General features: G+C 57.6%; 14 protein-coding genes and 2 tRNA genes. 7 read left to right on the forward strand and 9 right to left on the reverse strand.

Annotation, left to right across the window (positions count from 1 at the left end; genetic code table 11):
- Positions 1–41: 41 nt before the first annotated feature.
- From ACP7AJ_RS14090 to ACP7AJ_RS14110, 5 genes are all read right to left on the reverse strand, one after another.
- A complete protein-coding gene (locus ACP7AJ_RS14090) occupies positions 42–1,610 on the reverse strand; it encodes an acyl-CoA carboxylase subunit beta (RefSeq protein WP_426060847.1) in 1,569 nt (522 codons plus the stop codon).
- A gap of 262 nt (positions 1,611–1,872) precedes the next feature.
- Positions 1,873–3,981, reverse strand: a complete 2,109-nt coding sequence (locus tag ACP7AJ_RS14095; protein ID WP_426060848.1) for a S9 family peptidase — start codon at positions 3,979–3,981, stop codon at positions 1,873–1,875.
- Between the two features lie 166 nt (positions 3,982–4,147).
- Positions 4,148–4,534, reverse strand: coding sequence for a hypothetical protein (locus tag ACP7AJ_RS14100; protein ID WP_426060849.1), 387 nt, complete (start codon positions 4,532–4,534; stop codon positions 4,148–4,150).
- A 129-nt stretch (positions 4,535–4,663) separates the two neighbouring features.
- Complete coding sequence (locus tag ACP7AJ_RS14105; RefSeq protein ID WP_426060850.1) at positions 4,664–7,270, reverse strand: ATP-dependent Clp protease ATP-binding subunit; 2,607 nt, start codon at positions 7,268–7,270, stop codon at positions 4,664–4,666.
- Between the two features lie 178 nt (positions 7,271–7,448).
- On the reverse strand, positions 7,449–8,123 hold the full coding sequence (locus tag ACP7AJ_RS14110) for a WbqC family protein (protein WP_426060851.1): 675 nt from the start codon (positions 8,121–8,123) through the stop codon (positions 7,449–7,451).
- Between the two features lie 205 nt (positions 8,124–8,328).
- On the opposite strand from ACP7AJ_RS14110, the gene ACP7AJ_RS14115 reads away from it, so the two are divergent.
- Together ACP7AJ_RS14115 and ACP7AJ_RS14120 are read left to right on the forward strand one after the other, a co-directional pair.
- Positions 8,329–9,204, forward strand: a complete 876-nt coding sequence (locus ACP7AJ_RS14115) for a hypothetical protein (RefSeq protein WP_426060852.1) — start codon at positions 8,329–8,331, stop codon at positions 9,202–9,204.
- On the forward strand, positions 9,201–10,121 hold the full coding sequence (locus ACP7AJ_RS14120; protein ID WP_426060853.1) for a lysophospholipid acyltransferase family protein: 921 nt from the start codon (positions 9,201–9,203) through the stop codon (positions 10,119–10,121). The genes ACP7AJ_RS14115 and ACP7AJ_RS14120 overlap by 4 nt, the downstream gene beginning before the upstream one ends.
- An 83-nt stretch (positions 10,122–10,204) precedes the next feature.
- On the opposite strand, the gene ACP7AJ_RS14125 is transcribed toward ACP7AJ_RS14120, so the two are convergent.
- Entirely contained in the window at positions 10,205–10,837 is a 633-nt protein-coding gene (locus ACP7AJ_RS14125) for an L-threonylcarbamoyladenylate synthase (protein WP_426060854.1), read from the reverse strand.
- Between the two features lie 206 nt (positions 10,838–11,043).
- Here ACP7AJ_RS14125 and mltG point away from each other — a divergent pair, with 206 nt between their 5' ends.
- On the forward strand, positions 11,044–12,126 hold the full coding sequence (gene mltG, locus ACP7AJ_RS14130; protein WP_426060855.1) for an endolytic transglycosylase MltG: 1,083 nt from the start codon (positions 11,044–11,046) through the stop codon (positions 12,124–12,126).
- 5 nt (positions 12,127–12,131) lie between these two features.
- Here the strand turns inward: mltG and ACP7AJ_RS14135 are convergent, their stop codons facing one another.
- From ACP7AJ_RS14135 to ACP7AJ_RS14145, 3 genes are read right to left on the reverse strand one after another with little or no spacing between them, the layout of a single operon-like run.
- Positions 12,132–13,358 (reverse strand): glycoside hydrolase family 26 protein, encoded by a 1,227-nt coding sequence (locus tag ACP7AJ_RS14135; protein WP_426060856.1) that lies wholly within the window; start codon positions 13,356–13,358, stop codon positions 12,132–12,134.
- A gap of 49 nt (positions 13,359–13,407) precedes the next feature.
- On the reverse strand, positions 13,408–14,997 hold the full coding sequence (locus ACP7AJ_RS14140; RefSeq protein WP_426060857.1) for a glycosyltransferase family 2 protein: 1,590 nt from the start codon (positions 14,995–14,997) through the stop codon (positions 13,408–13,410).
- Positions 14,981–16,405 (reverse strand): tetratricopeptide repeat protein, encoded by a 1,425-nt coding sequence (locus ACP7AJ_RS14145; protein WP_426060858.1) that lies wholly within the window; start codon positions 16,403–16,405, stop codon positions 14,981–14,983. Before ACP7AJ_RS14145 ends, ACP7AJ_RS14140 begins: the two co-directional genes overlap by 17 nt.
- Positions 16,406–16,927: 522 nt before the next feature.
- Here ACP7AJ_RS14145 and ACP7AJ_RS14150 point away from each other — a divergent pair.
- The 4 genes from ACP7AJ_RS14150 (at position 16,928) to ACP7AJ_RS14165 (ending at position 18,939) form a co-directional block, all read left to right on the forward strand.
- Positions 16,928–17,419: an acyl-CoA thioesterase gene (locus ACP7AJ_RS14150; protein ID WP_426060859.1), complete on the forward strand. Its 492-nt coding sequence runs from the start codon at positions 16,928–16,930 to the stop codon at positions 17,417–17,419.
- A 139-nt stretch (positions 17,420–17,558) separates the two neighbouring features.
- A complete protein-coding gene (locus ACP7AJ_RS14155; protein WP_426060860.1) occupies positions 17,559–18,560 on the forward strand; it encodes a YihY/virulence factor BrkB family protein in 1,002 nt (333 codons plus the stop codon).
- A 136-nt stretch (positions 18,561–18,696) separates the two neighbouring features.
- Positions 18,697–18,783 (forward strand) — tRNA-Ser (locus ACP7AJ_RS14160).
- 71 nt (positions 18,784–18,854) lie between these two features.
- Positions 18,855–18,939, forward strand: a tRNA-Ser gene (locus ACP7AJ_RS14165).
- Positions 18,940–18,975 lie beyond the last annotated feature (36 nt).

Raw genomic sequence — 18,975 nt, forward strand, 5'->3', positions numbered from 1 at the left:
GCCGTGAGAAGATGCTTCCTGCGTCAGCATAACAAACGATTTTAGAGCGGAATGTTGCCGTGCTTTTTGCGCGGCAGTACGTCCACTTTGTTTTCAAGCATTTTGAAAGCACGAATGAGCTTCTGCCGGGTTTGTGAGGGCAGAATTACTTCATCTACGAAGCCCCGGTGTGCGGCGCGGTAGGGAGTAGCAAATTTTTCCTGATACTCGTCTACTTTCTCCTGCAATTTGGCCGCAGGGTCGTCGGCAGTGGCGATTTCGCGCTTGAAAATAATTTCGGCGGCGCCCTTGGCACCCATCACAGCGATTTCGGCGGTGGGCCAAGCATAGTTCATATCGGCGCCGATGTGCTTGGAGTTCATCACGTCGTAGGCCCCGCCATACGCTTTGCGGGTAATGACCGTGATGCGCGGCACGGTGGCTTCGCAGAAAGCGTACAGCAGCTTGGCACCATTGGTGATGATGCCGCGCCACTCCTGGTCGGTGCCGGGCAGGAAGCCGGGTACGTCTTCAAGCACCAGCAGCGGAATGTTGAAGCAGTCACAGAAACGCACGAAGCGCGCCGCTTTGGTGCTGGCGTTAATGTCGAGTACGCCCGCCAAAACGGCCGGCTGGTTGCCCACAATGCCGATGCTGCGACCTGCCAAACGGGCAAAGCCCACAACAATGTTTTCGGCAAAGTTCTGATGAACCTCGAGGAAAGAGTTGGTGTCGATGATGCCTTCGATTACCTCGCGGATATCGTAGGGCTGGTTGGCATTGTCCGGAATCAACCGGTCGAGCGCGGGACGACTTTCGTCGCCGCTGGCTTCGTAAGGCTGAGCAGGGGCCGTTTCTTCGCAGTTCTGCGGCATGTAGCTCAGCAGCTGCTTGATGTGCGTGATACAGGCCACTTCATTGGCGCAGCTAAAGTGCGTAACCCCACTTTTGGCCGAGTGAGTGCTGGCACCGCCGAGCTCCTCACTCGTAACTTCCTCATGGGTCACAGTCTTCACCACGTTGGGGCCAGTCACGAACATGTAGCTCGTGTGTTCCACCATCAGAATAAAGTCGGTGATGGCCGGCGAGTACACCGCGCCGCCCGCGCATGGCCCCATGATGGCCGACAGCTGCGGCACCACGCCCGAGGCGAGGGTGTTTTTGTAGAAGATGTCGGCGTAGCCGCCGAGGCTCACCACGCCTTCCTGAATACGGGCTCCGCCCGAGTCGTTCAGGCCAATAACGGGCGCGCCGTTCTTCATGGCCAAGTCCATGATTTTAACGATTTTCTCGGCGTGCGTTTCGCTCAACGAGCCGCCAAAAACCGTGAAGTCCTGGGAGAAAACGTACACCAAGCGGCCATTTACGGTGCCGTAGCCCGTTACTACGCCATCGCCGAGGTAGTGCTCTTTGTCGAGGCCGAAGTCCTTGGCCCGGTGCATCACAAACTTGCCAATTTCTTCAAACGAGCCTTCGTCCATCAGCAGGTCGATGCGTTCGCGGGCGGTGAGCTTGCCTTTTTTGTGTTGGGAATCGATGCGGGCCTGGCCGCCGCCGAGCAGAGCTTCTTCGTTTTTGCGGGCCAGCAGTTCGGTTTTAGACAGGTGGGCGTGAGCGTGCGGGTCGGGCATAAGTGAGGGTAAGCGCGCTGGTGGGAATGAAGCGCAGAGTGGGAGGCCAAAGGTAGGTTACGGGTAGATTATGGCCGCGTTATTCTGAAAGGGTAATAATCAAAAGAACAAACGTCCAGCTGATAAACACGGAACGTCATGCGGAGCTTGCCGAAGCATCTTTACCGCGTGACTAAAAGATTTACTCTCGTGGTAGAGATGCTTCGGCAAGCTCCGCATGACGTTCTTGGATAGTAACAGGCATTTGTGCCGATAGAACTGCTTACAGGTTCTTGCCCAGCAGCATAAGCATAAACGCGTACTGCCGTGCCGTGTCGTCGATGGACTTAAAGCGGCCCGACGCCCCGCCATGCCCGGCGCTCATGTCGGTGTGCAGCAGCAATTGGTTTTTATCGGTTTTTAGGGCGCGCAGCTTGGCCACCCACTTCGCCGGCTCGTAGTACTGTACCTGCGAGTCGTAGAGGCCGGTCGTAACCAGAATGTTGGGGTAAGCCTGGGCCTTCACGTTGTCGTAGGGCGAATACGAGAGCATGTAGTTAAAGTAATCTTCATCGGCAGGGTTGCCCCACTGGTCGTATTCGCTGGTGGTGAGAGGGATGGTAGGGTCTGACATGGTCGTGACCACATCGACGAACGGCACGGCGGCAATCACACCCTTGTAAAGGTCGGGGCGCATGTTCAGCACGGCGCCCATGAGCAGGCCGCCCGCGCTGCCGCCCATGGCAAAGAGCTTATCGGTGGCGGTGTACTGCTGCTTGGTTTTGTTGCCAGCTAACGTGGCTTCCTGAGGCTTGGTGAGGTAGAGTGAGCAGTCGATAAAGTCATTGAAGCTGTTCTTCTTGTTCAGCATGCGGCCGTTTTCAAACCACTGGCGGCCCATTTCCTGCCCCCCGCGGATGTTGCACAGTGCGTAGATGAAACCTTGGTTCAGTAGGCTCAGGCGAGCGGCGCTGAAGGTGGGGTCCTGCGAAGAGCCGTAGGAGCCGTAAGCGTATTGCAGCAGCGGCGCTGTGCCGTCTAGCTTGGTGCCTTTCTTGTATACCAAGGACATGGGGATGAATACATTATCGCGCGACTTTACGAAAATGCGCTCCGTCACGTAGTCGCGCTTGTTGAAGCCTCCCAGCACCGGTTGTTCCTTCAGCAGCGTGCTGGTGCGCGTGCCCATGTCGTACTCAAATATGGACGCCGGCGTCGTCAGCGAGGTATAGTTGTAGCGAAGCAAGGGAGTGTCCTGCTCCACATTGGTGCCGATGGTGGCCGTGTAGGCCGGCTCCTCAAACGGTAGGTAATGCTCCTGCTTGTCTTTGAAGCTCACTACATGTAGTTGGCGCAGACCGCCCTTGCGCTCATTCAGTACCAAGTACTCGCGGAACAGTGTGAAGTTGTCAAGAAAAATCTCGGGGTGGCGGGTAATGGCGTCACGCCAGGCGGTCTTAGCAGTGTTGGTTATGGGCGTCACCATCAGCCGGTAGTTGGGCGCCTCCCAGTTGGTGCGCACGTAGAATTTGTCGCCCAGGTGCTCTACATGGTAGAGGTGGTCTTTCTCCCGGCGTAAAAACGTGTTAAACTTAGCCTTTGGGGTCACGGCATCGACGTAGCGGTATTCTGATGACAGCGAACTGGCCAACTCGATGGCAACGAACTTCCGCGACTTCGAGCGGCTCACTCGCACGTTGAACGTGTTGTCGTGCTCCTCATACACCACGGCATCAGTTTTGGGGTCGGTGCCCACTGTGTGCCGGTACACTTGGTATGGCAGCAGGGTGGCCACATCTTTTTTGGTGTAGAAGACCGTTTTGTTGTCGGCGGCCCACACCACTTCACCCCCGGTATTGGCAATGCGCTCCGGAAAGAGTTGGCCAGTGAGCAGGTTCTTAAACCTTAGCGTGTAGAGGCGCCGGCTCACCGTATCGGCCGTAAAAGCCAGAAACTGGTTGTTGTCGCTCACGGCCCAGTCGCCAATCTGGAAGTAGGGGCGGCCCGTGCCCATCTCATCCCCATTCAGCAGCACTTCTTCCGATTCAATGGTGCTGCCCTTCTTGCGGCAATAAATGGGGTACTCGCTGCCGAACTCGAAGCGGGTGTAGTAGTAATAACCATTGTCTCGATACGGTACCGACGCATCTTCTTGCTTTATGCGGCCTTTGATTTCAGCCACAAGCTTCTTTTTCGTAGCCTGCGCGCCAGCCATCTGCTTATCAAAATAAGCATTTTCCGCGTTGAGGTACTTTAGCACTTCAGCATTGGTGGGTTGGTTTAGCCAGTAGTAGTTGTCGGTGCGCGTGACGCCAAAATTTATGAATACTTTGGGCTTTATTGGCGCTACCGGAGCCAATTGCGCCAATGCGCCACCACTAAACAGGGCCATACTAACTCCAGCCAAGATTGCCTTGTGCAGAAAATTCATGATAAGAATTAGAATTGTTTCAAATCGATTAAAATTGGTCAAAACCAAGACTCAAGGTAATAGATAGGCAACAAAAAAGCCAGCTCCATTCCTGGAACCGGCTTACGGGATGAGGCAGATGACTCTACTACAGATAATATCCAACCGCCGAAATCTCTCCAGTTTTCCGGTTTATTTCTGCATGTCCTTTTTTCGCTGTGAATAGGAAAAGCACTTCGGAACTCAGGGCCAGTTTTTGAATTTCGGTCTGGCCAATAAGCTTTTGAAAAGCTTTTGCTATGTCGGCCTTCCATTGCAGCTGGCCATTCTGATAGGCTGAGAGCGATTTGCCATCGGCAGCAACCCAGTACACGGTGCCTCCGGCTCCGCTTACTCCACGCACCTGCGGGGTAAAAGTGTGAATGCCTTTTGATGTTCCGTAGGCCTTGTCAGTTTCTTGGTCGGCTTCAAGAAGGGCTTTGTTGTATGGGGACGCTTTTTCTAATTGTTGGGCAAGTCCAACAATCGGAATCAAGAGCGGCAAGGTAAGTTTGAGTGACCAGGAATATGCAGTTTTGATAAGCCGTAGGGTGATGATATCGGATATAATAAAAACGGCTGATTCCTTTATGGAAACCAGCCGTTTTCGTTACCTCTTACCTAATTACTTCTTCGAGTCCGTGTCAGGCGCTTCGGGTTTGTCGGCCGGGCGCTCGTCACTCGCAAGGTTCTGGGCTTCGCCGCTCTTGCTCACAGCAAAAGTCAGCTCTTCTGCACCTTCGGCGTAGTCGGCGGTGATGACGTCGCCATGCACCACTTGCGCTTTCAGGATTTCCTCAGCAATCGGGTCTTCGATATACTTCTGGATGGCGCGGTTCAGCGGGCGAGCACCATATTTCGGGTCGTAGCCTTTATCTGCCACATAATCCTTGGCAGCGTCGGTCAGCTCGACACGGTAGCCCAGGGCCTGCACCCGCGAGAGGAGCTTGCTGAGGCTGATGTCGATGATGCGGTGAATGTCCTTCTTGTCGAGCGAGTTGAAGACAATGACGTCATCCAAACGGTTCAGGAACTCGGGCGAGAAGGTTTTCTTCAGGGCGTTGGTGATGGTGCCCTTGGTCAACTCGTCCATGTTCTCCTGCCGGGCCTTGGTGCCGAAGCCGATGCCGGCGCCGAAATCCTGCAGGTCACGTGCCCCAATGTTCGAGGTCATGATGATGATGGTGTTCCGGAAGTCCACCTTGCGGCCGAGGCCGTCGGTCAAGATACCGTCGTCCAGTACCTGCAGAAGCAGGTTGTACACGTCTGGGTGAGCCTTCTCAATCTCGTCGAGCAGGATAACGGAGTACGGCTTGCGGCGAATTTTCTCCGTCAGCTGGCCGCCCTCTTCGTAGCCCACGTAGCCGGGAGGCGCGCCCACCAGGCGCGATACGCTGAACTTCTCCATGTACTCCGACATGTCGACGCGCACTAGCGCATCTTCCTTGTCGAAGAGATAAGTGGCAAGCACCTTAGCCAACTCCGTCTTACCCACACCCGTCGGGCCGAGGAACACGAACGAGCCAATGGGCTTCTTGGGGTCCTTCAAGCCTACGCGGGTGCGCTGAATAGCTTTTACCAACTGCTTGATGGCTTTGTCCTGGCCAATCACTTTGCCCTGCAGCTCCTCGTTCATATTGAGCAGCTTCTGGCTTTCGTTCTGGGCCACGCGCGAAACGGGAATGCCGGTCATCATGGCGATAACCTCGGCCACGTTCTCCTCTTTCACCGTGTAGCGCTTCTTCTTGGTTTCCTCTTCCCAGCTCTTCTTAGCGGTTTCGAGTTGGTCCAGTAGCTTCTTCTCAGTGTCGCGGAGCTTGGCGGCTTCCTCGTATTTCTGCGATTTTACCACGCGGTTCTTCTCGCCTTTAATGTTCTCAATCTGCTCTTCGAGCGTGAGAATATCCTCGGGCACCACGATGTTGTTGATGTGAACGCGGGCACCGGCCTCGTCGAGAATGTCGATGGCCTTGTCCGGCAGGAAACGGTCAGACATGTAGCGGTCCGATAGCATCACGCACTGCTCAATAGCTTTATCGGTGTACACCACGTGGTGGTGGTCCTGATACTTGTCCTTGATGTTGTGCAGGATTTCGATGGTTTCCTCGGGCGTGGTGGGGTCTACCATCACCATCTGGAAACGACGGGCCAAGGCGCCGTCTTTCTCGATGTACTGACGGTACTCGTCCAGCGTTGTGGCGCCGATGCATTGAATCTCGCCGCGGGCCAAAGCTGGCTTGAACATGTTGGAAGCGTCGAGCGAGCCCGAAGCACCGCCGGCGCCCACGATGGTGTGCAGCTCGTCAATGAACAGAATCACGTCGGGCGACTTCTCCAGCTCGTTCATCACGGCCTTCATGCGCTCCTCAAACTGGCCGCGGTACTTGGTGCCAGCCACCAGCGAAGCCAAATCGAGAGTCACTACGCGCTTGTTGAACAGCACGCGGCTTACTTTCTTCTGAATGATGCGCAGGGCGAGGCCTTCAGCGATAGCCGTTTTACCTACACCGGGCTCACCAATGAGAATGGGGTTGTTCTTTTTGCGGCGGCTCAGGATTTGGGCCACACGCTCAATTTCTTTTTCGCGGCCTACAATAGGGTCGAGCTTGTCGTCTTCGGCCAGCTTGGTGAGGTCGCGGCCGAAGTTATCAAGCACCGGGGTGCGCGATTTTTCGCCGGGCTTCTTGGCAGCTGCACTACCGGCGCTGCCGCGCCCACCGGGGCCCGACGAGCCGAACAGCTTGTCGTTATCGTCGTCGTCGGTATCTGGGCCGGCTTTGGGGCTCGGCGAGGCGTTACCGTGGTAGTCCAGCGAGTCGCGCACAGTTTCGTAGTTCACGTTAAACTTGGAAAGAATTTGAGAAGATATGTTGTCTTCGTCCCGCAGAATAGACAACAGCAGGTGTTCGGTGCCGATGATTTCGGATTTGAAGATTTTAGCCTCCAAATAGGTTATTTTCAACACTTTCTCGGTCTGCTTCGTGAGCGGAATCGAGCCGGTGATGCTGGTGCCCTGGGTCGCGGTGTTGCGCGTGGCCTGCTCCAACGAGAACTTAAGCTCGTCGATGCTCACGCCCAGCTTGCGCAGCAGGCCAAGGGCCGTACCCTCTGCCTCGCGAATCATGCCGAGCAGCAAGTGCTCGGTACCAATATAGTCGTGGCCGAGACGGATGGCCTCTTCCCGACTGAGGGAAATAACCTCTTTGACGCGGTTTGAGAATTTAGCTTCCATGCCAATAAACGTAGTAAAAAATTCAAATAGCCCCGCGTCGGGAATAATACACGCAAAACGGGTTGGGCCGATGTAGCTTGAAAACAAGCAGTCTCGGGCGAAGGTTCGGGCCGGCTACGGCACGTAAGCACTTAATCTAACGTCAGCGGAAAAATACAGGTTGCTGAAAAAAGGCAGTTTACTGTAAAAAAGCGCCGGCAGCCGGGCCCTGCGAGAAAAGCAGGTCCAGAACACTCAGCCCAGGCTCAAAACCTGGGCCAAACACCTGGGGGTAGGGCCGCACCAGCAGAGGGGCTGTCGGACTGTCAGGTTCCGCCGTTTTCAAGTTGGTTTTGGGTGTCAACCAGTCGCGCTGGTCGGCGATGACTGATTGGCTATCAGTAAGACCAAATTTCTCCGAAGAAGGTTGCGCGGAGTAGTTGAGAAGGTACTCGTCGGTGAGGTGGAGGGGCAGGGTCAGTCGGAAACAGCGCAGCAATAACTGAAGGAATTGCAGGTTCAGGTCGAAGAGCAAGTTAGGCTTACGTACATAAATATCATGCAAGTAGTCCGCATAATACTCAAAATACGGGCTGTTGCCGTAAGCGGTTTGCAAGGTGCGCCAATGCCGGTGAATCCAATTCTGACAGTAATCAATCTCAATGGCCGAAATGCTGACTTTCTCGGCCCGGTTGCCGTCGATGACCGGCACCGTGAGCGGCTGCACACCCTGTGCCGTGCGGATAAGGCAGCGGTTGCGGTAGGTTTGCTTGCGGTAGTGCTCGTGGGCTTCCAGCAAAATGCCATCGGCACGAAGCAGCTCGGCGAAAAGCGCGGCAGGGGGGTGGTAGTGAAGCTCGGTTAATAGTATCACGGAGTGTATAAGATGGCGCAGGGGGCTACGCGTGGCGGGCAGTTTGGGCTGAAAGTTGCAACTGTTTGGGTAAGCAGGTTGCTTTGGGTGGGTAGCGCTTGATATTGGCACCCGCTCGGGCCTGTTATTATGTCTCAGCAGCACAAACTACAGCGGGTGACTTTTGCTGGACATGCCAATTTGCACTTCCTTACCTTTGCTTGCCATGTTAAAAAGCCCAATTCTCGTTGTTTTTGCCCTGCTGCTGCACTTAGCGGCCTACGCGGGCCCACCACAGATTCTGCTGGACGTGGCCCGCTTCCGCAACCTGAACAAGGTAGAGAAAGGCGCAGAGGTAGAAATCTATGTAACGGTTCCCACGCAGTCGCTTACCTATCGGCAGCGGGCGCCGAAGTCGTTTCAGTCGGCAGCTACCGTAACGCTGGAAGTGCTGAAAGCTGACGGAACGCCCGCCTACCGTGAAGTGGTGACGCTGAAACCGCCGGTGCTTAACGACACCACCATCGCCATCAAAAACCCACAGAGCTTCCTGAAGCGGATTCTGCTACCCGACGGCAAATACACCCTGCGCGGTACCGTGCGCGACCAATATCGCACCGCCAACGGTGAAACCACTGTGGAGAAGCCCTTGGTGCTGGAGGCACCCGCGGGGCCGTTTTTCAGCGATATTGTGCTGCTGGCCCGGCCTGCGGTCCGCGGTGTGGGTGTCGATAACTTCTCCCGGGGCGGCTATCGGCTCACGCGAACGCCGGGTAACGTTTATGCTCGGGGCGCCGAAAACATCTTCTTTTATACGGAACTGCACAACGCGCCCACCGGCCACCCCCTGCGCGTGCATTATCACCTCACCACCCCGGATGGCTCGGCCGCCGATGCCGACGCTGTTCTCAACGCCCAAAGCGGGCGTCCTACTGCCATAGCAGGCCAGCTGCCGTTGGGCCCGCTGCCGGACGGGCCCTTCACCTTGTTTGTAGAAGTATACGGCGGGCCGGGTAATAAAACGCTGCTGACTGGGCACCGGGTAATTGGTGAGCGAAACTCTCCAGAATACGCGCCGGCGGGCGCGGCCGTGCCGCGATGAGCAGAACCGTAACCGACGCAAACGCCCCGCTCGCTTCCCGCTCTTATCCTTGGTATTACGAGCCTCTGCGGTGGGTGCTGCTGGGCGTGGCCCACCTGCCTTGGCCCGTGCTCTATGCAAAAGCGGAGGTTATTTATCTCCTGCTCGCCTACGTGGTGCGCTACCGGTGGAAGGTGGTGCGTACCAACCTGCAGAAGTCCTTCCCCGAGAAATCTTCGGCTGAAATTGAGCGCATTGGCAAAGCGTTCTACCGGCACTTTTCTCAGGTGATGGTGGAGACGCTGAAGCTGGCCGTAATGCCCGACGCCGAACTCAAGCAGCGGGTAAATGTGCGCAACCCCGAAGTGTTCGAGCGCCATTTTCGGGCCGGCCGTATGGCGTTGGGACTTTCCTCGCACGCCGGCAACTGGGAGTGGGTCCTTACCTCAGGGGCCGTGTGGCTATCGGCGGAAGTGAGCGGAATATACAAGCCGCTCAACAATCCGTTTTTCGAGTATTTCATGACTTACCTGCGCACCCGAACGGGCGCTAGCCTCGTGCCCATGCGCGATACCTTGCGCCACATGGTGCAAAGCCGAGGGCAGAAGCGCGTAGTGAGCCTGCTTTCGGACCAAGCGGCCGGGCCGGAAGACCGGCCCTACTGGACTACGTTCATGAACCAAGACTCGGGGTTTTACACCAGCGCCGACCGGCTGGCGGCCAAATTCAAGTGCCCGGTAGTGTACGTGAGCATCCGGCGCCTGCGGCGGGGCTACTACGAAATGGTGCTCACGGAGCTTTACGACGGCGACTCTCCTTTGCCCACCGATTCATTCCCCATTACCGACGCTTTTGTGCGGCACCTGGAGCAGGATATCCGGAAGTCGCCCGAGCAGTACCTCTGGACGCACCGCCGCTGGAAGCATAAGCGGGCATAGCAGCCAATAGCAATAAGCAAAAAAAGAACGTCCTGCAGAGCAGGACGTTCTTTTTTATACAGAGCAAAATAGGCAGCTGCCTACTACAAATACTGCTCGATGTCGCCAGCGCCCTGGCGGATGAGGTCAAAGTCGTCGTTGGTGCAGTCGACAATGGTGCTTGGCACGTTACCACCGAAGCCGCCGTCGATAACGAGGTCGACCAAGAGGCGGTATTTCTCGAAAATCAGGTCGGGGTCGGTTACGTATTCTTCCAGGGTGTTCTCATCTTCGCGCACCGAGGTGCTGACGATGGGGTTGCCCAGTTCCTTCACCAACTGCAAAGTAATCTGATTGTCGGGCACCCTAATGCCGACCGTCTTGCGCTTCACCCCGCCAAAGCGGGGGGCCTTGGGGCTGGCTTCGAATATGAAAGTGAAGGGCCCGGGCAGAGCTTTCTTGATAACCTTGTAGGTGGAAGTAGTGATGCCGTGGGCGTAGTCGGAGATGTGCGACAGGTCGGAGCAGATGAAGCTCAGGTTGGCTTTTTCGGGAAAAAGCTTTTTGATGCGGCAGACCTTGTCGACGGCCTTGGCATTGGTTACGTCGCAGCCGATGCCGTAAACGGTGTCGGTGGGGTAAATAATGACTCCGCCCCGACGTAGTACCTCAACTGCTTGCTGGATACGGCTATGAGGTGGGTTTTCGGGGTGAATGCGAAGCAGCGTGGCGGGCATATGGTGGAATGAGAAGTTGAAAACTTACGGCTTGCGAAGGCCGGCTGATGACGGGCTGGGGCAGCAACAAGTTGCCGGCCGGGGTCGAAGGCGCGGGCAAGGTACTACGTCTGGCCGAAATGAAGCAACAACGGCGCAGCATGTGGTTCGCGGTAGCGGCCTTTCGTACTTTTGGCGTCGTCCCCTCCGAATCATTACAACTTCTCATGTCTCAGCCTGCCAAAAAGACGGTCCTCGAGCGCCGCGACCAATCCCTGAAACGCCGTCGGCGCTGGGCTACAGTAAGTGTCATCTTCACCCTTGGCCTGGTGTGTTTCTCTTACTATTTCTACCAGGTATTCTTCACCGCTAACATCGAAACCAAGGGCAAGCCCACCCACGTCATCATCCGCCGCGGCGACGACTGGAAAGCGGCCCTGAAGACCATCGACGAAACCGGCGTGGTGGTCGACAAGCTGTCGCTGCACTTTGTGGCCAAGCTCATGAAGTACCCCGAGCACGTGAAGCCCGGCCGCTACGAGCTGAAGGAAGGCTACACCAACCGCCAGCTCATCAACGTGCTAAAGGCCGGGTTGCAGTCGCCGCTCAAGCTCACCTTTACCAATGTGCGGTTGCGCAGCGAGCTGGCCGAAAAGCTCTCGAATCAGATTGACGCCCGCCCCACCCAAATCGACTCGCTGCTGAGCAGCCCCAGCTACACCCGCAGCCTGGGCTTCGACACCACCACCGTGCTCAGCATGTTCATCCCCAATACCTACGAGCTTTATTGGAACACTTCCGCCGATAATTTAATGAAGCGGATGAAGAAGGAGTACGAGAAGTTCTGGACCCCGGCCCGCGACGCCCAACGCGAAAAGCTTAACCTGACTCGTGCACAGGTGAGCACCCTGGCCAGCATTGTGGAGGCCGAGCAGCAGCAGCACGCCGACGAGCGGCCCCGCATTGCGGGCGTCTATCTGAACCGCTTGAAAAAGGGTATGAAGCTGCAGGCCGACCCCACTGTGGTGTACGCCAACCGCGACTTCACCATCAAGCGGGTGCTCAATGTGCATTTGAAAAAAGACTCCCCCTACAATACCTATAAGTACGCCGGCCTGCCGCCCGGCCCCATCAACCTGCCCAGCATCGCCAGCATCGACGCGGTGCTGCAGCCGGAAAGCAACAACTACCTCTACTTCTGCGCCAAGGAAGATTTTAGTGGCTACCACGCCTTTGCTACCAACGAGCGCGACCACATTCTCAACGCCCGCCGCTACCAGGCGGCGCTGACGCGGGCCGGAATCCGGTAGCGGGCCTATGACCCGGGTGCCGGGGCCTTGGCAAGCGGCTGCTTTGGGGCGCTAAGCTTTGGCTGTTTCCAGCCCTTGAGGGATTGCGTAATCGCCGCTAGGACGCCCGGGTCGGCATTGAACGACCAGTCCAGGGCCTTGTAAGTCGTGGTGATGTCCTGGGAGTTATTAAAGAACACCACGGCTTTCACCGCCGGAAATTTTACTGGCAGGGCCGTGAGCGCCTCGCGGAACCAAGTCGCCCGGTCGCCGCCAACGCTCAGCGAACCCATTTCGCTAACCATAAGGGGTTTGCTGTACAAGGAGAGTTCCGAATAGGCCTTGCCGAGCGTTTCCTCGAAGGAATACCACTTGCTCCACGGGGCTACTGTTCCGTAGTTCAGGGCCGTGGTGCCTATCCAGTCTACGTAGCCGTGGCCGGGGTAGAATTCGGCGTAATTCGCATAGGCTGGATGCGGCGACCACACCCAAACGGCGTTGGTAGCGTTATGGGCCCGGAAGCGGCCCACAACGTGCCGCCAAGCGGCAATGAAGTCTTCAGGCTTGTTGTTTTGGGGTCCCCAGGGATAGCGGTACGGGTCATTCATCTCGTGGCCGAAGCGCAGAAAGAACGGCTTGCCGTAGGCTTTGGCATCCTGCGCCCACTTGTCGAGGTAAGCGTCGTATTTGCCGGAGGCAATGGCCTTCAGACCGCCGACATTGGCTTGGTCGGGACTGCTGGCGCTGGGGAAGCTTTCCGGGTCGAAATCATTGAGCCAAGGCTCCCAGGTGATGAGGGCGATGGAACCCAGGTCGGAGATGGCCTGCGCCCGCAGCATGGGAAACACCTGTTCTTTCTTGCTTCCCCAAGCCGTATAAAACTGAATAATGGGCAGCTTCAAACCCATCGAATCTTCCAGGGACACGATGCGCTCGTACGACTCCACGGTGTTGTTATCGTAGGCTCCTATCAGAAGGGTATCTGTGTTGTTGAGAAACAGCTTGTTTTCGCGATACGGCTTGAACCAGCCGAGGGCAGCCGAGCGGCTGGCGCGCGAATCGCCGTTAATCATCCTTTTTTCAAAGCTGGCCACCTGGCTGCCAATGCTGCCCACCAAGGATTCGAGCGGGCCCCGGCCTTTGTTGCCGGCTAGCAGCAGCAGGCTAAAGAGACTGACGCCCATGATAACAATGAGCACAACAGCTAAGGCCCGGTATATGATGGTTCGTACGGATTTTGAGGAGATGCTCATAAAAAACAGGTTGCGATGGGGGAGGCCGGTCGGTGCGGGAGAAGTCGCTTTAAGCCTTGATGTGGTTTAAATCAACTTTCACCCAGGGGTCTTCCGGCCGGATGGTGGTGGACTGGTAGGCCGCGTACAAGCCGCCCACCGTCATGGCGAAGGCAATGGCCGCAAAGGAGACCATGCCCCAGGTATCGACGCTGCTGAGCGCCAGCCGGGATTCGGGCGTGTAGTACACGCGCTGCACCACCACGTAAATCAGAGTCAGAAAAAACAGGGCCTGGTGCAGAAACAAGGGCCGCGCAAATGCCGTGAACTGCTTCACCGCCCGCTTGGCCGTGGGGATGTAGGGAATCTCGCCGTTCCAGATAGAGAGGACGCAGCCCAGCGCAAACACCGGCCAGCACGCAAACTTCAGGCACATACCGCGCCAGTGCAGCCCGGTTTCCTGGTCGGGGTGGCACATCCAGCGTTGCACGTACCCGTAGATGCCGAGGCTGATGAGGCCAACGGGAATCCACCGGCCCAGAAACTCGATGAAGTCCATATTGGCTGGCAGCAGTCCAAACCAGAAATACAGGTAGGGAATCAGTAAAAACAGAAAGGTGGTGATTCCCGACATGTAGTAGGTGCCCACCGTGAGGTACGACAGCCGCTGCCAGTAGCTGAGCTTGGTCCAGAGGCGCGGCAACTCGGCAAACAGCACCTCCTGCACCCCGCGGGCCCACTTCAGCTGCTGCTTGCAGAAGGAGCCCAGGTCTTCGGGCACCAGGCCGCGGCTGACGATAACGGGAGAGTACACCGATTTCCAGCGGGCGGCGTGGATGCGAATGGCCGTGATGAGGTCTTCGGCCAGGCCAATGCCGTGACCGCCAATGCTCTCCAGGGCCGCGCGCCGAAACGTGCAATTGGCCCCGATGGCCACGGCGCAGTTCAGGCCATGCATGCCCATTTGCGTAGGGCCGTAAAAGCCATAGGTCTGCTCGGCCGCGCCGGCTGCCGTGAACGAGCGGTACTGGTTGTAATAGGCCTGGGCCACTTGCACAAAGCCCACCTGGGCGTCTTTGAAGTAGCCCAGCACCTCGTCCAGAAAATTGGGAAAAGGAATGTGGTCGGGGTCCAGCACCAAGATAAACTCTTCGGTGGTTTGCTGCAGCGCGGCGTTGATTTTGCCGGCTTTGGCTCCCGGCAGGCCCACCAGCTCGAGCCACACGGCGCCGTGCCGGGCCGCCGCCTCCCGGAAGCGTCCGTCCTGGGTGTCGTCGAGCAGGTAGGTGGTGTGGGGGTAGCGGATGCGGGCACACGCGGCCAGCGTCTTCTCGAACATCCCCAGGGGCTCGCCCGGCGAGCTGGTGGTGAAAATGGCCACCCGCAGGCCGGATGCGGGCGGCACCCACTGCGGCTTGCGAATGCGCAGGTACGATATCCAGACAATGACCGTGCGAATGAGCCCCCACCAGAAAACAAAGGTGAGAAGCATGAACAGCGGCCACGATGCGACGTGCTCGGGCCGGAACCACCAGTTGCCCAGCCGCCCAATGCTGATGCAGCCGGCCACCACCAGCACCGCCAGTACTATTTTTCGCGCCGGCCTAGACGAGGTCGCCGCCCGGTACTGCCACAGGGCAGACTTATCGATTCTTTTCACGAACAAGGTGGTAGTTGAGCTGCAGGCTTACTTGCTGGCTGGTGTAGAAGAGGAGGTTGGCGTAGTCGTAGGCGGCAGTCACTGTGAACCAAGGCGAGGCCCGCAGCGCTACTTCGCCGTGCACCTCTACCGGGCGGTAGGATTGCGCGGCAAAGCCCTGTTCGAGGTACAGAGGTCCGTTTGCTCTGCGGTTGAGGTAGAAGTAGGGCACGTCGGCCGTGCCCAACACCCCGAGGCTGGCGCGGGTAGACAAGTCCACGGCTTGGAAGGGTGACACTTTCAGCGACAGCAGCAGCGCGCCAACGTATTGGTTCAGCGGCGTGAAGTAGGGGGCGTATCTGGCCTGCACCAAGCTGCCGCTGGCCGTGCCCGCGGTGTAGGTGCTCCGCGCCGCGTCGCCGTAGCTGAGCGAAAGGCCGCTTTTGATGCTGGCCGTTTTGGACGCGGCCACCGGGGCCAGCAGCCAGGCATAGGCCGTTTGAATGAGATTGTCATCGCCGTAGCGCCGCTGGTCATAGCCGGCTTTGCCCAGCCAGCCGCCGCTGCGGCTATAGCGTAGCGCAGCGCCCGCCACCTGCTCAAACACCGGCTGCCGCACGCTGGCCAGCACAAACTGATAGGGCTGCCGGGCCACGGTAGCGTCCACGTCCAGCTGGCTGCTCAGTTTTTTGGTGAGCAACACGGCGCCCGTCGCGGCGCTGGTGCGGGTGGGCTGGTGCTGAAAAAGGCCGGCGGTAACACTCACTCCCAGGCCGGCGCGTAGCAGGCTGACCTTGTTGCCGGCCTGAAACCAAGTTGAGCGGTACGGCACCTGCGTGTCGGGCAACTCGAAACTGTTGGCCTGCAGCTGCACCGTAGGCGACAGCAGCCACGACTGAAACCACGCCGCTTCGGCTCGCAGCGCTAGCGTTTGCAGGGGCTGGTCGTCGCTCGCGTAGCTGCTGCTCACCTTAAAATACGGGGACGTGGCCTGGTTGATGTCCTTTAGCAAGGCCGTGGCTACCGCGTTGCCCGGGTAGGCAGTTAGCAAAGCAGCCAGGTCTCTTCTGGCCGTGGTGGGGCGCAGGTTCTGGTAGCCAATCTGGGCCAGCAGCAGGTTAGCTTCGGCGTGCTGGCTGTCGTGGGCCACAAAATCACGCAGGAGTTGTTGCGCCAGGGGCAACTGGCCGGTTTCATACAGCAGGCGGGCGTAGTCGAGCTTGAGAACGGGCTGGTCCGGAAAAGCGTCGATGGCGCGGCCGTGCACCGCCGCGGCGCGGGCGAATTGCTTGTCCCAGTACAGCACCTGTGCCTGCAGGCGCAGTCCATCGACAGTTGCCCGGGTGGCGTTATAGGCCGTCAGCAGTCTGTCGGCTTCGGCAAAGTCTTTAGCATACGCCTTGGTGCGGGCATGCTCCAGGGTATCCATGGGTTGTTCGGCTGCAGAGTCTGGTAGCAGCTGGGTCTGGGCTTGTAAGGCAGGGCTAAACAACAGCAGAAGCAGGAGCGGCGCTAGTTTTTTGAAGAGCTTTCCAGCGTGGAGTAAACTTAGAATCATCGAGTCAGGTGGTCGCAGAGGTTCCGGCGCCGGACGGGGGAGGGGGCATAGGATGGGAGGAATTCCGCAGGCTCTGCAATGCCGGGCCAGGCGCTGGTGTACCGCAGAGCAAGCGGCAGCACAATTGCGGCGAGGCGGGCAGTACCCTGAAGAATAATGGCAAACCTAGACCTGCTACATGATGCCAACATGATGAAAGCAGCGCTCGGTGACCCGGCCAGCGGCCTGGGGCAAGCCGCTAATCCAGCCCCGACCACGGGGCGCCCCGTGCCAGCCGAACCGCGTTATCTTTACCCCAGCACCGGCCGGTCCGGTTGGCGCTCGAGGCAGTCCCGTTAGCGTTTAAACCACGAATTCTCTCCCCGTAAAAAGCGAACAGTCAGCAGCTCCATCATGTATTCTTCCGACATCCAAATCCGAGTGCGCTATGCCGAAACCGACCAGATGGGCTACGTCTACCACGGCAACTACGCGGCGTATTTCGAAGTAGCCCGTACCGAGGCGTTTCGCAAGCTGGGCATCAACTACAAGGACCTGGAAGCCGACGGCGTGGGCATGCCGGTGGGCGAAATCCGGACCCGATTCCGGCGCCCGGCCCGCTACGACGACCTGCTAACGGTGCGGCTGCTGCTGCGCCAGCCGCCCGAGGGTACCCGGGTTGTGTTTGAATATGAGATTTATAACGAAGCCGGCGACTTGCTCACCGAAGGCCACACGCTGATGGTGTTTGTGAAAACAACCACGGGCCGCCCCGTCACCATGCCCGAAAGTATTCAGGAGCGACTGGCTCCGTACTTTAGCGAAGAAGACCTGGACAGCCCCGTGCTGCCTGCGCCCGGCACGATTCCGCCCGACGCACCCGCCCCGGCTGCGTTTCGTAAGTAATAAAAAGAAGGAACGTCATGCTGAGCTTGCCGAAGTATCTCTACTGCGTAACTAATCCAAACAAAAAGAATAGTGTTGCGGTAGAGATGCTTCGGCAAGCTTAGCATGACGTGCTACTATTTTTCTTTACCTCCCGCCCTTGAAAGCCCCTGCCGCCATTCGTCGTGCCCGCTTCCCCGATGTGCGCAAACAGCGGCCTTACCGGCGGCTGATTGTGGGGTTGAAGCGGCTGCGGCTGCCCGGCGGCCAGGCGTCGCTCTACGACGTACTCGACCGCATCATGCACGAGCTGCGCCTCGACAGCCTCGAAAAGCGCGCTGCCTACATGGCCTTCAACCTTACGGTGGCCTTGTTCCCTACCATCATTTTCCTGTTCACACTCATTCCGTACATCCCCGTACCGAACCTGAACGTGGACATCCTGCAATTTCTGAGCGACTTCATGCCGCGCGAGCTGTACGCGGCTACGGCGTCGACCATTGAGGACATTGTGAACATTCCACATGGGGGCTTGCTCTCTTTCGGTTTTGTTACGGCCTTGGTGCTCAGCTCCAACGGCATCATGGCGCTGCTCGATGCCTTCGAGAAAAAGTACCCATGGTTCAAGCACCGCAGCTACCTGCGCAAGCGCATGATTGCCACGGCGCTCACCTTTGTGCTCTCGTTGATTCTGGTATTGGCCATCGTAGGTATCTTTTTCGGTACCTACCTCATGGACTGGCTGGTGTTCTATGAAGTCGTACCTGAGCGGTTCACCGACTTGGTGCTTACCCTCATTCGCTATGGTTCGCTGGTCGGCTTGTTTTTGAGCACCACCTGCGTGATTTATTACTTCGTGCCTCCAGTGCAGGACAAGTGGCCGCTGCTCTCGGCGGGGGCCATTGTGGCCACGCTACTCATCTTTCTGGTGTCGTTTCTGTTCACGCTTTACGTCCGCATCTTCAACTCCTACAATACCTTCTACGGCTCTATTGGGGCGCTGGTGGGTTTTATGGTGTGGCTCGAATTTGTGTGTATGACGCTGATTATCGGCTTCGAGGTGAACGTGAGCATGGATGCCGTCACGGGCCGTCGCCAGCAGATGCTGAAGGAGCAACTGGCCGAGAAGGTCCGGCAGGAAGGGCGCCCGGTGAGGGGCTAATGCTATTATGTGTCAGCATCGTAGGGCTTGCGTTTTGAGCGGCCCAGCAGAAATTTTCAAACTATTCCGCATTCTTTATTCCTCATTCCGCATTCCTTCCTACTTTTGCACTCCCCAATCACTCGGGGAGCCTGTTAGAGAGGTGGCAGAGTGGTCGAATGCGACGGTTTCGAAAACCGTTATACCGGTAACGGTATCGGGGGTTCGAATCCCCCCTTCTCTACAAAATGCTTTTCTGCGCTGGGAAAAGCATTTTTTGTTGTTTTGCGTACACAGCGTAAGTGTGATTGACCCAGAGAGCTGGCAGAGTGGTCGATTGCGGCGGTCTTGAAAACCGTTGAGGGTCAAACCTCCGGGGGTTCGAATCCCTCGCTCTCTACATAAAAGCCCCGTTTCCGATTTGGAAGCGGGGCTT

This window comes from Hymenobacter sp. B1770 (genome assembly GCF_049896385.1).
GTDB lineage: Bacteria > Bacteroidota > Bacteroidia > Cytophagales > Hymenobacteraceae > Hymenobacter.

Coding starts and splice junctions, on each gene's coding strand:
- ACP7AJ_RS14120 (WP_426060853.1), top strand. CDS start 9,201: ATGAGCAGAACCGTAACCGACGCAAACGCCCCGCTCGCTTCCCGCTCT.
- ACP7AJ_RS14090 (WP_426060847.1), bottom strand. CDS start 1,610: ATGCCCGACCCGCACGCTCACGCCCACCTGTCTAAAACCGAACTGCTG.
- ACP7AJ_RS14095 (WP_426060848.1), bottom strand. CDS start 3,981: ATGGCCCTGTTTAGTGGTGGCGCATTGGCGCAATTGGCTCCGGTAGCG.
- ACP7AJ_RS14115 (WP_426060852.1), top strand. CDS start 8,329: ATGTTAAAAAGCCCAATTCTCGTTGTTTTTGCCCTGCTGCTGCACTTA.
- mltG (WP_426060855.1), top strand. CDS start 11,044: ATGTCTCAGCCTGCCAAAAAGACGGTCCTCGAGCGCCGCGACCAATCC.
- ACP7AJ_RS14125 (WP_426060854.1), bottom strand. CDS start 10,837: ATGCCCGCCACGCTGCTTCGCATTCACCCCGAAAACCCACCTCATAGC.
- ACP7AJ_RS14105 (WP_426060850.1), bottom strand. CDS start 7,270: ATGGAAGCTAAATTCTCAAACCGCGTCAAAGAGGTTATTTCCCTCAGT.
- ACP7AJ_RS14150 (WP_426060859.1), top strand. CDS start 16,928: ATGTATTCTTCCGACATCCAAATCCGAGTGCGCTATGCCGAAACCGAC.
- ACP7AJ_RS14145 (WP_426060858.1), bottom strand. CDS start 16,405: ATGGATACCCTGGAGCATGCCCGCACCAAGGCGTATGCTAAAGACTTT.
- ACP7AJ_RS14135 (WP_426060856.1), bottom strand. CDS start 13,358: ATGAGCATCTCCTCAAAATCCGTACGAACCATCATATACCGGGCCTTA.